Origin of the sequence: Idiomarina seosinensis (genome assembly GCF_003987275.1) — a bacterium.
Lineage (GTDB): Bacteria > Pseudomonadota > Gammaproteobacteria > Enterobacterales > Alteromonadaceae > Idiomarina > Idiomarina seosinensis.
On sequence record NZ_PIQF01000001.1, the window covers coordinates 852,564 to 867,216 of the forward strand.

Consider the following 14,653-nt stretch of genomic DNA (forward strand, 5'->3'; position numbering starts at 1 on the left):
AAGTGCTACATCCGTGAAACTAGACAGCGGCACTCTGTCGCAGGAGCCATACGATGACGGACGACAATCGCTATCTCGCCTCTACTCACGACGTGGAAAATCAACCGCCGGTGCTGGAAAACTATAACCTATACGCTGAAGATCAGGCCCTGCAAGAGGCACTCAATCGCGAAGGTGGTAGCTGGGCCGAGCAAGATGTGGTCCGTTTTGGTGCTGAATGCGGACTCAGTGAACGAATCAAATTGGGTTTTGATGCCAACGCCAACAAACCGCAGCTAAGAACGCACGACCGTTTTGGCCATCGTATCGACGAAATCGACTTTCATCCTAGTTATCACCAATTGATGGATATTGCCAAGACAGAAGGGTTACACGGTAGTCCCTGGTCTGCTCCGAAAGCCGGAGCTCAAGTCGCCCGTGCTGCCAAATATTATCTGCACACGCAGGTAGAAGCGGCCCACGGTTGTCCAATTACAATGAGCTTTGCCGCCATCCCGGCACTAAAACATCAGCCCCAGCTATTTAAACAATACGGTGAAAAGATTTTAGCACCGCATTATGACCCGCGAAACGTACCCGATAGCCAAAAGCATGGATTAACGGTCGGCATGGCGATGACCGAAAAACAAGGAGGGTCAGACGTTCGCACCAACACAACGAAAGCGTACCCCGTCAGCCAACACGGGCCAGGTGAGGCTTACGAATTAGTCGGTCACAAATGGTTCGTATCTGCACCGATGTGTGACTTATTTTTAGTATTAGCGCAAGCACCGGGCGGATTATCTTGCTTCTTAATGCCCCGCTGGCAGCCCGACGGTACTAAAAACCCACTTCAGATACAGCAGTTAAAAGACAAAATGGGCAACGTTGCTAATGCGTCAAGTGAATGCGAACTGCGCGGAGCGCTGGGCTGGATGGTTGGTGAAGAGGGCCGCGGTGTTCGCACTATTATTGAGATGGTTGCAATGACTCGCTATGACTGCATGATTGGCTCTTCGTCAGGTATCCGCCAGGCAACCGTGCAAGCGCTACATCACTGTCATTACCGATCAGCCTTTGGAGCTCGGCTCAGCGAGCAACCGCTAATGCAAAACTTGCTGGCGGATTTAGCGCTGGAAAGCGAAGCTGCCATGACGCTTGCATTTCGTATGGCAAGGGCTTTCGATAACCAGGATGATGAGCACGAACGGCTACTAACCCGCATTGCCACACCAATTGGCAAATACTGGATCTGTAAACGCACGCCGAATCATGCCTATGAAGCAATGGAAGTCATTGGCGGTATGGGCGTTATGGAAACCACCATCATGCCCCGCTTATTAAGGGAATCGCCCATTAACGCAATTTGGGAAGGCAGCGGTAACGTACAGTGTCTGGATATTCTGCGAGCAATACAAAAAGAGCCTAAGGTACTTGAAGTTTTTTTTGCTGAACTTGGCAAAGCACGAGGCAGGGATAAACGCTTTGATAGCTTTTGCCAGGCGCTACAGCGTGACTTTAAACAGACTCCCCAAGATCAGTGGCAATATCATGCGCGCCAATTCGCGGATCGAATGGCATTAGCACTCCAAGCAGCGTTATTACTGCAACATGCTCCTGATTATGTTGCTGAGGCTTTTTCTGCCGGACGGCTAGAAGCGCGTAACCCTATGAATTATGGCGGCTTGCCCAAAAACGTGAATGTCTCAGGTATTATCAATCGCGCAACACCGTCGCTGTAGGATTCCTCTTGTCACCAGAAGTTATCGGTCAATTAGCCGCGTTACTAGCCGCCAGCTTTTGGGCTGTGGCGACGCTTTTATACCACCGTGCCGGAAGCCATTTCTCACCCCTACAAATGAACCTGCTGAAAGGTGTCGTTGCAACACCGTTGTTGCTGATAGTTAGTCTATTATTTGGCAATTCTTTGCTTTCAAGTTCAGGGGGCTGGCTATTAGCATTAAGCGGTATTATCGGTATAACTATTGGCGACAGTTGCCATTTTTCCGCACTACGACGTTTAGGCCCATGGCATGCAATGCTGCTTGAGTATCTGGCACCTCCCCTTGCTGCTTTTATGGCGTGGATATTTTTAAATGACCGGTTATCAGTCATTGAAGTTACTGGCGCTTTAATAACACTCAGTGGTGTACTATTTGTCGTTACCGAGCGGGCTCCCGACCACACACCTAGCTTATCGATGTCCGGTGTGTTGTTTGGCTGCGCTGCTGCGTTATGCCAGGCGACCGGGTTAACCATGGCGTTCGCGGTACTGATGAGTTCGGACATGAGCGCCGTGGACGCAGCTTTAGTAAGGTTGGCCGCAGGCTCGTTACTACTGGTTATTATAGTTGGTCTATCGCGACGCGGCGCTTATCGAACTATCGCCCGTCAACTTACTGCCGTTAACCCAATGCCTTTGCTGGGAGCTATCCTATTTGGCACTTTTTTAGCGATTTGGTTACAGCAAGTTTCCATCGCTCATATCAACCCGGGCTTAACCCAAACATTACTCTCAACGGCGCCTTTATTCTTAATTCCCATTGCTTTGCTAAAGCGTCAAAAACTGACCCGTCGCTCACTTCTTGGGGCGCTGCTGTCACTGAGTGGAATTGGAGTTTTATTCCTGCTTTAGCGAATTGTCCGAAAACTAATCAGTCGTGCAATAGTCAGCAAAAAACACTTGCGTCACCCCGCCTAAATGAATAATATAGCGCCCGTCTTCAACGACATCCTCTATAAAGTGCGTCCGTAGCTCAGTTGGTTAGAGCGCTGCCTTGACATGGCAGAGGTCGGTAGTTCGAGTCTACTCGGACGCACCATTTGATTATCCCCATCATGTCTTCTAACTTTAAAGTATTAACCGCACTAAATTTTCCACTTAGAAGTTGACCCTAGAATGTCTAATTCAGGCGTAATACTGGTGACGTTTGCGGCACTTTTTTGGGGGCTGGCGGGCGGCATCGCCGGAGTTTTAATAAACAACGGTTGGGATCCTCTGCTTGTGTCCTTTATTCGAGGCGCAATCGGTTTGCTATTTGTGTTGTTATGGTTAGCAGTTAGGTCACGCAACAGTGGTCTTGTCTACCTGCGCTTATGGTTTTGGTCCATCCTCGCCGGACTAGGCGTCGCAGGTAACTTCGCATTCTATTTCTTAAGCATCGAAAAAGGCAGTGTCGCCGTTGCTGCGACACTAATGTATTGCGCCCCAGTATTTGTTTATTTGATTTCTTTTGCGTTGAGATTAGAGAGACCTAGTGCCGTTAAGTGGGCATCAATTTTTTTAGTGTTAGTTGGCGTGGTCATGCTAACCCGCATTTATCAGGTTGACGGCAGTGCGCTAAGCCTGTTTGCGGTCATTACTGGTTTACTGTCCGGTTTATCACTGGCGTTGTTCATTTTTGCATTTAAATACGCAGCCATGCAGGGCAGCCCTCAGGCCATCCTGTCCATTGCCTTTACCACTCTGGTCATTGTACTAGGCTCAACTATTGATCTTACGGAGATTAAAAGAGTACCCGGTTCGGTCGACTGGCCTTTATTCCTGATTCTTGGGGTACTTGGTGCTGGCGCCTCTTTTATTCTTTATATCATTGGCTTACGGCAGACACCACCAGCGCTAGCCTCAATCGCCGGAACTCTGGAACCCGTGACGGCAGCCGTATTTGGGGTCGCTATTTTAAGTGAGACACTAGTCTCCTCTCAAATACTGGGGATGGTTATTATTTTGATTACCGTTACCGGGTTAGGGATCTATTCACAGCGCTACAAAAGCTAAGTTGTAGTCGCTGTGACGTCAGTCAATCGAGCATTGCGAGCAGCGTGCCTCACCGGTAAGGAGCTTGGAAATACGGTTCCTGTGCCTGGCAAAAAACAAGTAAGCCTTGTCCGCAAACCAACCAATGACCGGCCACCTTAACGGAGCAATACACCAACCCTTGCCGACCTGGGACCAGGCTGCATGCGTCACGTCCAGGCCGTAGACCATTTCCCCGCTATCTAAACGCCCGTGCAAATACGCATTTGCTTTCTCAATATTAACTTCGGGGAAACGTCGGTTGAAATCATCCTCATTGATATTCTCAAACTGGATTTTTTGACCGGCATCGAGCTTTTTTAAATGACGCATTTCCTTGATGCACAATGGGCAGCCACCATCGTAAAAAATAATAAGTTGTGGTTGCGACATAAGAAACCTATAAACAGACAGTTAATATCTATGACTACGTAACGGTTACCAATATGTCTCACAAGCTAACGCAACTTAGTCTGGAATAACCCACGAGCCACCGACACAAGCTACGTTATCAAGTGCCAGGTAGTCTTGATAGTTACTACTGTTGATACCGCCTGTCGGACAAAATCGAACATCCGGAAATGGACCAGCAATTGCCTTTAGTAAAGCAATACCACCAACTGCCGCGGCCGGAAACAGTTTAAAGTTTTGATAACCCAGTTCAACCCCCTGCATAACCTCTGACACGGTAGCAACACCTGGAATTAATGGTAGGTCATATTGTAAAGCGGTACGCAACAAGCCCGGCGTCGCACCCGGGCTAATAGCAAATTGAGCCCCCGCTGCTGACACTTGCTGAAGCTGAGACTCAGTCGTCACTGTACCAGCCCCGATAATAGCGTCGGCTGGCATTTTTTCGCGTAACAGGCTGATCGCTTCTAGCCCATATTCGGTGCGCAGGGTAATCTCAAGTACGCGCATCCCCTGTTCGTACAGAACCTCTGCTAACGGCATGGCTTGTTCAATGTCGTTAATCACCATAACCGGAATAACCGTCGCTGAGTTAAAAATGTCGTTTGCCGAGAGGGCCATCGCTTTAGTCCTTTTTTAATGTCTGTTTTAAATATTGGGCCACCCCACGCATACCAGCGTGTTCTGCGGTTATCACGTAGCAGGGAATCGCCTCCGCTAGGTTGCAGAAACGGCCTTTATGTTCAAATCGTGTGCGAAACTCTGAAGCGGCCATCAGTGGCAACAACTTAGGTACCACACCACCCGCTATGTAAACCCCTCCGCGGGTATTTAGAGTAAGCGCCAGATTACCGGCAAAGCTCCCTAAACTGGCAAAAAATTGGTTAACAGTCTCAGTAGCCAGCGCGTCGCAATTACTCAATGCGCGGGCACCTATAGTGGCTGCTCTCATTGGCGGAGCCGGCTGATCATGATAATGCGCTATCGCCTGATAGAGGGTTTCTAGTCCCGGGCCTGACAACAATCGCTCTGCTGATACACGGCCATCAAAGCGTTGCGCCATAAATTCGTGGATCGCCCATTCTTTTTCATTTATTGGGGCCCAGTCCGCATGACCACCCTCTCCAGGTAGCGGCATAGCATCACCATTCGGCAACTTGATTAGATGCCCTACTCCTAGCCCTGTGCCAGCGCCCAGAACAGCTCTAGGAGCACTATCAATAGCTGCACCACCGCCAATTTTAGTCACTTCTTTTTTATTCAGAGTAACCAGGCTCATTGCCGCTGCAGCAAAGTCATTCAACACAATAAAACTCTGTAACTTAAGCGCTTCTCGGGTACCTTTAACTGAAAACTGCCAGTGATGATTGGTCATTTGAATAGAATCGCTCTCAGCCGGACAAGCAATTGCGATAGCCACATGAATCAACTCGACCTGCTGTTGCTCGCGATAAGCAATCATCGCATCCGTCAAGTTTAAATAGTCGGCACAGGGGAAAACCTGAATTCTATCCAGTTCAAACGTTTTGAGATTAATCCGGCCAAAGCGGGCATTAGTTCCGCCAATGTCGGCTACTACTGCATAATCCGCATCGGTTTTTATTGTTGCATCATTAACCATGGTTATCGTCGTCCTTGAACAACACACAAGCACCTGACTCGGCACCGCTAAAGTTATTACGCATCCCCGCAAATAACTCACGCCCCATGCCGAAATGACTGTCCGTTAAATCGACTTGGGCAGCTGAACGTTGCGCTAGCTCGGCTTCATCCACCAACAATTCCAGCTTGCCTTTTTCGAAGTCAACATTGACGAGGTCCCCGTCATTGATTTTGGCGATCAGCCCACCGTCAACAGCCTCAGGTGTCAGGTGAATAGCGGCAGGAACCTTACCCGATGCGCCAGACATTCGCCCATCGGTGACCAATGCCACCTTATAGCCACGCTTTTGTAGTACCCCAAGCGGCGGCGTTAATTTGTGTAGTTCGGGCATTCCGATTGCCTTGGGCCCCTGAAAACGGACAACCACAACACAATCTTTGTTAAGGTCACCGGCCTTAAAAGCGGCATCTAACTCATGCTGACTGGTAAAGACCACGGCCGGTGCTGATACCGATTTTGCACCTTCGGGTAAAGACGACGTTTTGATGACAGCACGCCCAAGATTGCCTGATAACACCTCTAAGCCGCCGTGATCACTGAAAGGATTTGTGGCCTTACGCAATACATCGGTATCCAAAGACTCATCAACAATATCAACCCAGGTTAATTTGCCATTGTCATCTAGCGTCGGACGTTTGGTATAACGGCTTAACCCTTGCCCTGCAATGGTCTCCACATCTTCGTGTAATAAGCCGGCGCTCAGTAACTCACGAATCAGAAATGCCATACCACCTGCGCGCTGAAAGTGATTAATATCTGCTTGTCCATTCGGATAAATACGGGTAAGCAATGGCGTTACGCTGGACAGCTCAGCAAAATCATCCCAGTCGATGTGGTAACCGGCAGCCCGCGCAACAGCAACCAGATGCATAGTGTGGTTGGTCGAGCCGCCAGTCGCTAGTAGACCGACAATACCGTTGACGATACTTTTTGCTGTGACTATCTGGCTTATCGGCCGATAGTCGGTACCTAGATCGGTTATTCGGGTAGCTTGTTGAGCGGCGACTCGAGTCAACTGCTCGCGCAGTTCGCTACCCGGATTAACGAAGGATGCTCCCGGCAAATGCAGCCCCATAATTTCAACCACTAACTGATTGGAATTAGCGGTGCCATAAAAGGTACAAGTGCCTGCGGTATGATAGGAGGCCGCCTCCGCTTCTAATAATTGTTCTTTATCAACTTTGCCCTCAGCATACAGCTCTCGCACCCGAGCTTTTTCTTTGTTGGAGATACCTGATGGCATGGGTCCCGCAGGTACAAACACAAATGGCAAGTGGCCAAAACTCAACGCAGCAATCAACAAACCTGGTACGATCTTGTCGCAAATACCAAGCATTAAGCCACCGTCAAACATGTTATGCGAGAGACTCACTGCTGTTGCCATAGCAATCACGTCACGGCTCAATAAACTCAGTTCCATACCAGGCTGTCCCTGGGTGACACCATCACACATAGCAGGCACGCCGCCAGCTACTTGGGCAACACTACCGACTTCTCGAATTGCTTGCTTTAACTTTTCTGGATAGTCATGATACGGCTGATGCGCAGAGAGCATGTCATTGTAAGCAGTAACGATACCAATATTGGCTTTAGTAAGGCTTCGCAATTCACCTTTATCACCCTTGTCGCAGGCAGCAAAGCCGTGTGCCAAATTACCGCACGATAGCGCGCCTCTATGAGGACCGTTTTTACGGGCCTGTGCAATACGTGCAAGATAGTCTTTGCGCGTAGCTTGGCTGCGTTGCTCTATACGGTCGGTGACTCTTTGTATTACAGGATTCATAATGACCTCTTAGGCGGCCGCGTAATAAACGCTAACCGGCACTTCGGTTTGGTGTAAAAAAGCACTAATCGGAAGTTTACCAGGTTGTGCCTGAGCCAGCGCTGACTGTAGAACTGGCAGCTTACTTTCACCGTTTATATGAAAGAAAATCTTACTGCTATTAAGCAACCTGGAAGCTGTTAGGCTGATGCGTTCGTAAGGTGCTGTCTCAGGCATTACAGCTATGGCCGCCGCACTGGTATCTAGCCCCTCGCTAAATTGCTGGCTACAAGGAAACAATGAAGCAGTGTGACCGTCATCACCCATTCCTAAAATCACCGCATCAAAAGTCGGTAACCCTGCCAACTTTTCAGCAACAGCAGCCTCGGCGCTTCGAGCTGTTGTATGGTTAGTCAACAGGCTGATAAATTGTGCCTGAGCAGCTTTGTTTTTCAGCAAGGTTGTCTTGACTAACTTATCATTACTATCGTCAGAGTCTGGCCAAACCCAGCGCTCATCAGCTAAGGTAATAGTTACCCTATGCCAGTCAATATCTTGCCGCGACAATTTTTCAAACAGAGCTCGCGGTGTGCGTCCACCGGATACCGCAAGATAAGCATGACCTCGCTGTTCAATCGCCTGCGCAAGAATGGCGGCAATTTCGACGCTTAATGTTTCACTAAGTTGTTCATTATTGGTAAAAGTATCCAACTTCTGTTCCTTTTTTATTTCTTGTTCTAAATCGTTTATTCGTCCCACTGGCGACCATCATGAGCTAACAAAGATATAGCGGCTACTGGCCCCCAGGTGCCAGCTTGATAGCTCTTCGGCTTCTCTTCGGTGGTTTGCCATGCGTCCAGGATGCCGTCCACCCAGCGCCAGGCATGTTCGACTTCATCACGGTGCACAAATAAGTATTGATTGCCGTTAATTGCTTCTAATAATAGGCGCTCATAGGCGTCTGCAATCCGCTTTTTCTCGAAGGTTTCGTCGAAGCTAAGGTCGAGCGTTGTCGCCTTTAATTGCATATTCTTCCCCAACCCTGGAATTTTATTGAGCATTTGCACTTCCACGCCCTCGTCGGGTTGCAGTCGAATAATTAATTTATTGGCGGGCAATTTACTGGTGGTTTCATGAAAAATATTGTGTGGCTGCTCTTTAAAGGTGATCACCACCTCACTGCGTTTTTCCGGCATTCTTTTACCAGTGCGCAAATAGAAAGGCACTCCGGACCAACGCCAGTTATCCAGTTGAGCTTTCAAAGCAACAAAGGTTTCTGTGTCACTATCAGCTTGCGCCCCTTCCTCGCCCAAATAAGCAGGCACTTGTTTGCTGCCGACAAAACCAGCACTGTATTGTCCGCGCACCGTGGTAATGTGACTGTTGCTTTCATCAATAGGCCGCAGCGCTTTAAGCACTTTTAGCTTTTCTTCTCGGATACTATCAGCATCTAGCCGTGACGGGGGTTCCATGGCAATCAACGCCAGTACTTGCAACAGATGGTTTTGCACCATGTCACGCAGCTGACCGGCATCATCATAGTAGCTCCAGCGACCTTCAACACCGACCTGTTCAGCTGCAGTTATTTGAATATGGTCAATCGCATTATGATCCCAGTTCGATGAAAACAACGAATTTGCAAAGCGCAGCGCCAACAGATTTAGAACGGTCTCTTTACCTAAGTAATGATCGATCCTGTAAATCTGAGATTCTTTAAAATACTGACCAACCTGTTGGTTAATTTCTTTTGATGACGCTAAGTCGTGGCCAATTGGCTTTTCCAGAATAACCCTTGCAGGTTCTAAATTTAGCGCTCTTTGCTCTAGCCCCTTACAGATTGCTGCGTATAGCGAAGGCGGTGTTGCTAAGTAATAAACTGGCGTATTGTCAAATCCCGATAACTTATCAGCCAACGCCTGATACTGATCACTAGAGAAGTCTAAAGAAACATATTGTAAGCGCTTACAAAAACGCTCAAATGTTGTTTTGTCAATTTCCTCAACAGCTACAAACTGCTTTAGTGTCTGTTCTACCGAAGCGCAGAATTCACTGTCGCTTGCAGACTCACGAGCCACCCCAATAACGCGCGTGCCGGCAGCTAACAGCCCCGCTTTATCAAGTTGATAAATAGCAGGCAGCAATTTGCGTCTAGCCAAGTCGCCTTTTACACCAAATAAGATTAAATCACAGCTTTGCTGGCGGTTTTCCATGGTGTCCTCATTGACATTTCATAAATGTAATTGATAAAAGATTATGTAACTTTACAACATTTAAGTTAGGATGCTAGCAATAGTTTAGCAAAAATTCCAACATTTACGTAATAAAACTACAAAAGTAACGAAACCTATGGACCTGCTACAGCGCATCACCGAAAACCTAAGTCAGTTTAGCAAATCAGAACGCAAAGTGGCTGACATTGCCACCGGCAACCCTGAGTCTGTAATCCACACCAGTATTGCTAATATGGCAGCTATTGCAGATGTTAGCGAACCCACAGTCAATCGCTTTTGTCGCAGGTTAGACTGCAAAGGATTCCCGGATTTTAAATTAAAGCTGGCACAGAGTCTGGCTAAAGGCACGCCTTTTTTAAACCGCCACGTGGAAGAAAATGACAGTGTTGATGAACTGACTAATAAGATATTTGATTCGACGCTGGCGGCACTAAATATTGCCCGCCAGCAGTTAGACAGTAAGCCAATAGAAGCGGCAATTGACGCATTGCTCAAGGCACCTAAGATTGCGTTTTTTGGGTTTGGCGCGTCAGCCTCCGTAGCACACGATGCTCAAAACAAATTTGCCCGCTTTGACACCCCTTCCGTGTTTTCCGACGACCTTTTGATGCAGCGAATGTGGGCGATTAATAGTAAGCCGGACGACGTATTGTTTGCGATCAGCCATACCGGTCGTACTAAAGCTCTGTGCGAAATCGCCGAGATTGCTCAGCAAAATGGTGCAACGGTGATCGGCATAACCACAGTCAATAGTCCTTTGGCCGAATTCTGCAACGACGTGGTTAGCTCCAATGTCCCTGAGGATACCGATCAATATATGCCCATGGCATCACGTATCGCACATCTGGTACTTATTGATGCGATTATCGCTGGCTACACCTTAAAGCGCGGCTCGGAAGTTCGCGAAAAGCTTGCAAGAATAAAACAGGGCTTAAAAGGCTCTCGATTCCCAAGACATTAATAATGACGCAAATAGCGAGGAGTAATTATGACAATAAAAGTAGCCATCAATGGCTTTGGTCGGATCGGAAAAAACATACTGAGAGCTCTATATGAGCGTGAGCTAACCGATAAAATAAAGGTTGTCGCCATCAATGACCTTGGCGATCCGGAAGTTCTGGCACACTTGCTACAGTACGACACTGTACATGGTACCTTTAATCGAACTGTCACCCATGGTAACCAAGCAATTATGGTTGATGGTCAGGCAATTAAGGTTTGTAGCGAGCGCGATCCAGCCAAGTTACCCTGGGCAGAGCTAGAAGTTGATGTCGTTTTAGAATGTACTGGTCTGTTTACGCAAAGAACTGATGCACAAAAACACATTGATGCAGGTGCCAAAAAGGTAATTATTTCGGCTCCGGGTAAAGACGTTGATGCAACCATTGTGACCGGAGTTAACGATCATACCTTAAATGCTGACATGCAAATTATTTCAAACGCCTCATGTACCACCAACTGTTTGGCGCCTGTCGCTCAGCCACTGCATCAACAACTGGGTATCGAGTCAGGCCTAATGACCACCGTTCATGCTTACACTAACGATCAACGACTAGCAGATTCGTACCATCCTGACTTACAACGCGCACGCGCCGCAACAGAATCAATGATACCCTCAAAAACCGGGGCAGCTGCGGCAGTTGGGCTAGTTATTCCGGAACTGGCTGGCCGCTTTGATGGCCTCGCTGTTCGCGTCCCTACCCCCAACGTATCATTAGTCGATTTAAGTTTTATTGCTAGTCGCGATACCAGCGTTGAGGAAGTTAACGAAATAATCAGTTCACATGCGACCAAGCCAAAACTTGAGGGGATCTTGCAGGTCAATCAACTACCCTTGGTTTCACGTGACTTTAACCATAACCCCCATTCGAGTATTTTTGATAGTCGACAAACCCGTGTCAGCGGTCGTTTGGTAAAAGTTATGGCTTGGTATGATAACGAGTGGGGCTTTAGTAACCGCATGCTGGATAATTCTTTACGATTGATGGAAGCAGTAAAAACACAAACTGAAACAAAAAGCGCAGAAGTTTTTACTGAGACTAATTGACGATGTTAATTTCTTGTTCTATTTTATGAAAGCGCTTACATTAAAATGTATAAAACGATGTAATCAATAAATAACAACAAGAATGTCTAACCAGGAATTCAGTTATGAAGCCAACAAACCTAACACTTAAACCATTAGCGCTAGCGCTCGTTGCGCTAGGGCTGTCCGGCTGCGGCGGTGGTGACAGTGTCGAGACGAATACCGATTATACCCAAATTGATACTACCGAACCGGTAAACGATTGGGAGCTTGTCTGGAGCGATGACTTTGAAGGTAGTAGCATCGATGACAGTAAATGGACCTTTGAAGTCAATTGCCAGGGTGGTGGCAACAATGAACAACAATGCTATACCGACTCGCCCGACAATGCGTTTGTCTCGGATGGCACCTTAAAAATTGTTGCTATGCCAGCCGGAGAAGACTCTGACGGCCCCCTGCCTTATACTTCTGCGCGATTAAACAGTAAGAACAAAGGTGATTTCAAATACGGCCGCATCGAAGTCCGGGCAAAAATGCCAGAAGGCCAAGGTTCCTGGCCTGCGGTTTGGATGATGCCAACTGATTCAGTCTATGGCGGCTGGCCAAAATCCGGTGAAATCGACATTGTTGAAGCGGTTAACTTAAAAACCACCGATGAAGACGGCAATGTCGAAAATAATGTACACGGCACCTTGCACTACGGTCGCGACTGGCCAGATAACAGTTCTTCCGGGAAAGCTTACGAATTAGCCGACGGAGCGAACCCTGCTGATGAATTCCATACCTACGCTATCGAATGGCAGCAAGGCGAAATTCGCTGGTATGTCGATGGTTACCTTTATCAAACCCAGCGCGACTCGCAAGTTCGGTTTAACAGTAAAGGCGAAGCGATTGGCCTGAATCATCAAGGATGGTTTACTGAGTATTATGACCAGTCATCGGGAGAGCTCACAGTTGATTATGGTCCTGCACCATTCGATCAGCAATTTCATTTAATCATGAACTTAGCTGTCGGTGGTGATTGGCCAGAAAACACCAATAACTTGGGTATTGATGAAAGCGCTTTCGCTGATGGTCAGACGTTAGAAATCGACTACATCAATGTATATCAATGTAATCAGAACCCTGACACCGGTAAAGGCTGTGAAACTCTGCGCGCTGGTTACGACGATGAGGAAACACTGATTACCGGCGAAGCACCAATCCCCTCTCCTCCTTCTACCACCGTTGAAAACCTAACTATTTTTGATGGTACACCAAATCCGAACTGGCCGGCCTGGGACTGCTGCGGCGGCTCAACACCAGCACTTATCGATGATGCTGAAAAAGGCCAGGTCTATCAGTTTGTCGTTAACGATACACCAACGGTTAATGGCTTTATCTCGCGTGAAGAGTTCATCACCGATGAAAGTGGCGAGCCTCAACCTTTTGATGCCACCGGCATGATCGAAACCGGCAGTATTAGTTTTGATATGAAGCTGAATTCTGCACCAAGCGATTCATCCGCGTCATGGTTGTTTAAGGTAGAGAGCGACAACAATGCGTCCTTTGCTGAGTTACCCTTAACTGAAAGCTCAGAAGGCGTTTCACCAACCGTCGGGGAATGGCAGACATACACCTACCCGTTACAACAATTAGTTGACGCAGGCCTTGAACCTAATGCCATTGACGCATTTATGGTATTCCCTTCATGGGGCTTAGGTGCCGGTGCGGAATACTCCTTAACTAACGTAGAAATTACCTCACCAGAAGCTGAAGCGCCAGAATTAGTACTGTTCGATGACCAGCAAAACCCTGACTGGCCGCTTTGGGACTGCTGTGGAGGTACAACACCACAAGAAGTTACTGACGAAGAGCGTGGCATCGTTGGAGAGTTTGAAATTGGTGCGACCCCAACCGTCGTTGGTTTTAAACCAGCAGATGGTTCAGGCATTCAATTTGATGCTTCTGCGTTAATGGTTGAGGGCGTTGTCGAATTCGATATGAAAGTCGTTTCGCCACCGAATAATCAAGATTCGGTCTGGAAATTTAAAGTAGAATCAAACGGGGCTGAAACGGCCGTTGAAATCGATTTAGCGAGCGGCAACGGTGGCGAGTCGCCAGTAACCGGCGAATGGCAGACCTACACCTTCCCACTACAGCAACTTGCTGATGCCGGTTTAGACCTTTCAGCAATTGACGTTATTATGATATTCCCTGCCTGGGACACTGGCGAAGGTGCCGTATTCCGCGTTGACGAAGCACGCATTTATGATCCAAGTGCTGGTTCTGACGAAATCACCATCTTCGACGAACAAGTCAATGCAGACTGGTCGCTCTGGGACTGCTGTGCAGGTTCAGAACCACAAGTCGTTGAAGTTGATGCGCCCTATAATAATGTCGCACAGTTTGAAATCCTGGGTTCACCAGAAACTGTTCTAGGATTCCTTGCGAATGAAGGGGCCACCTTTGATGCATCTTCGTTATTGGCTAACGGCGCGATTAGCTTTGACATGCGTGTCGTCGATCAACCCACAGGCGCAGATGCACAATGGCTAGTAAAAGTTGAATCTTCTGGCGCAGCCACAGCTGTGGAGCTACCGTTATCCGCCGGTAATTATGATGAAGAACCAGTTGCCGGCGAATGGGCCACTTACAACTTTACGCTGCAGTCGTTATTCGATGCAGGCCTGGATATTAGTGACATCAGTGTCATTATGATCTTCCCGACTTGGGGACAGTCTTCCGGCGCCGTTTATCAAGTTGATAACCTTAGCATTGAAAATTTTTAATCAGTACGACAAAC

At 47.9% G+C, this 14,653-nt stretch carries 12 protein-coding genes and 1 tRNA gene; 7 read left to right on the plus strand and 6 right to left on the minus strand.

What is annotated here, in order from left to right; genetic code table 11:
- Positions 1-53 precede the first annotated feature (53 nt).
- The 4 genes from CWI81_RS04125 (at position 54) to CWI81_RS04140 (ending at position 3,757) form a co-directional block, all read left to right on the plus strand.
- Positions 54-1,721 (plus strand): isovaleryl-CoA dehydrogenase, encoded by a 1,668-nt coding sequence (locus CWI81_RS04125; protein WP_126783948.1) that lies wholly within the window; start codon positions 54-56, stop codon positions 1,719-1,721.
- Between the two features lie 8 nt (positions 1,722-1,729).
- A complete protein-coding gene (locus CWI81_RS04130; protein ID WP_126783949.1) occupies positions 1,730-2,614 on the plus strand; it encodes a DMT family transporter in 885 nt (294 codons plus the stop codon).
- Between the two features lie 110 nt (positions 2,615-2,724).
- Positions 2,725-2,801, plus strand: a tRNA-Val gene (locus CWI81_RS04135).
- Positions 2,802-2,878: 77 nt separating this feature from the next.
- Positions 2,879-3,757 carry a DMT family transporter gene (locus CWI81_RS04140; protein WP_126783950.1) on the plus strand — a complete coding sequence of 293 codons (879 nt, stop codon included), beginning with the start codon at positions 2,879-2,881 and terminating at the stop codon, positions 3,755-3,757.
- An 18-nt stretch (positions 3,758-3,775) separates the two neighbouring features.
- On the opposite strand, the gene CWI81_RS04145 is transcribed toward CWI81_RS04140, so the two are convergent.
- The 6 genes from CWI81_RS04145 to zwf all read right to left on the minus strand — a co-directional run bounded on the left by CWI81_RS04145 (position 3,776) and on the right by zwf (position 9,821).
- Positions 3,776-4,168 (minus strand): thiol-disulfide oxidoreductase DCC family protein, encoded by a 393-nt coding sequence (locus tag CWI81_RS04145; protein ID WP_126783951.1) that lies wholly within the window; start codon positions 4,166-4,168, stop codon positions 3,776-3,778.
- Between the two features lie 75 nt (positions 4,169-4,243).
- Complete coding sequence (locus CWI81_RS04150) at positions 4,244-4,807, minus strand: bifunctional 4-hydroxy-2-oxoglutarate aldolase/2-dehydro-3-deoxy-phosphogluconate aldolase (protein WP_126783952.1); 564 nt, start codon at positions 4,805-4,807, stop codon at positions 4,244-4,246.
- Between the two features lie 4 nt (positions 4,808-4,811).
- Positions 4,812-5,807, minus strand: coding sequence for a glucokinase (glk, locus tag CWI81_RS04155; protein WP_126783953.1), 996 nt, complete (start codon positions 5,805-5,807; stop codon positions 4,812-4,814).
- A complete protein-coding gene (gene edd, locus CWI81_RS04160) occupies positions 5,800-7,632 on the minus strand; it encodes a phosphogluconate dehydratase (RefSeq protein WP_126783954.1) in 1,833 nt (610 codons plus the stop codon). The genes glk and edd overlap by 8 nt, the downstream gene beginning before the upstream one ends.
- A 9-nt stretch (positions 7,633-7,641) precedes the next feature.
- The gene (gene pgl, locus CWI81_RS04165; RefSeq protein ID WP_241970338.1) at positions 7,642-8,370 is read right to left on the minus strand and encodes a 6-phosphogluconolactonase; all 729 of its coding nucleotides are present in this window, start codon (positions 8,368-8,370) and stop codon (positions 7,642-7,644) included.
- Positions 8,358-9,821 carry a glucose-6-phosphate dehydrogenase gene (gene zwf / locus CWI81_RS04170; protein WP_126783955.1) on the minus strand — a complete coding sequence of 488 codons (1,464 nt, stop codon included), beginning with the start codon at positions 9,819-9,821 and terminating at the stop codon, positions 8,358-8,360. Before zwf ends, pgl begins: the two co-directional genes overlap by 13 nt.
- Before the next feature lie 136 nt (positions 9,822-9,957).
- On the opposite strand from zwf, the gene hexR reads away from it, so the two are divergent.
- The 3 genes from hexR to CWI81_RS04185 all read left to right on the plus strand — a co-directional run bounded on the left by hexR (position 9,958) and on the right by CWI81_RS04185 (position 14,639).
- Positions 9,958-10,803, plus strand: coding sequence for a transcriptional regulator HexR (gene hexR / locus CWI81_RS04175; RefSeq protein WP_126783956.1), 846 nt, complete (start codon positions 9,958-9,960; stop codon positions 10,801-10,803).
- A gap of 27 nt (positions 10,804-10,830) precedes the next feature.
- Positions 10,831-11,889, plus strand: coding sequence for a type I glyceraldehyde-3-phosphate dehydrogenase (gap, locus tag CWI81_RS04180; protein ID WP_126783957.1), 1,059 nt, complete (start codon positions 10,831-10,833; stop codon positions 11,887-11,889).
- 104 nt (positions 11,890-11,993) lie between these two features.
- Positions 11,994-14,639 carry a glycoside hydrolase family 16 protein gene (locus CWI81_RS04185; RefSeq protein ID WP_126783958.1) on the plus strand — a complete coding sequence of 882 codons (2,646 nt, stop codon included), beginning with the start codon at positions 11,994-11,996 and terminating at the stop codon, positions 14,637-14,639.
- Positions 14,640-14,653: the final 14 nt, after the last annotated feature.

Bases quoted from the DNA above. Each gene is read 5' to 3' on its own strand.
- CWI81_RS04125 (WP_126783948.1), top strand. From the start codon at position 54: ATGACGGACGACAATCGCTATCTCGCCTCTACTCACGACGTGGAAAAT.
- CWI81_RS04140 (WP_126783950.1), top strand. From the start codon at position 2,879: ATGTCTAATTCAGGCGTAATACTGGTGACGTTTGCGGCACTTTTTTGG.
- CWI81_RS04145 (WP_126783951.1), bottom strand. From the start codon at position 4,168: ATGTCGCAACCACAACTTATTATTTTTTACGATGGTGGCTGCCCATTG.
- CWI81_RS04150 (WP_126783952.1), bottom strand. From the start codon at position 4,807: ATGGCCCTCTCGGCAAACGACATTTTTAACTCAGCGACGGTTATTCCG.
- glk (WP_126783953.1), bottom strand. From the start codon at position 5,807: ATGGTTAATGATGCAACAATAAAAACCGATGCGGATTATGCAGTAGTA.
- edd (WP_126783954.1), bottom strand. From the start codon at position 7,632: ATGAATCCTGTAATACAAAGAGTCACCGACCGTATAGAGCAACGCAGC.
- zwf (WP_126783955.1), bottom strand. From the start codon at position 9,821: ATGGAAAACCGCCAGCAAAGCTGTGATTTAATCTTATTTGGTGTAAAA.
- hexR (WP_126783956.1), top strand. From the start codon at position 9,958: ATGGACCTGCTACAGCGCATCACCGAAAACCTAAGTCAGTTTAGCAAA.
- gap (WP_126783957.1), top strand. From the start codon at position 10,831: ATGACAATAAAAGTAGCCATCAATGGCTTTGGTCGGATCGGAAAAAAC.
- CWI81_RS04185 (WP_126783958.1), top strand. From the start codon at position 11,994: ATGAAGCCAACAAACCTAACACTTAAACCATTAGCGCTAGCGCTCGTT.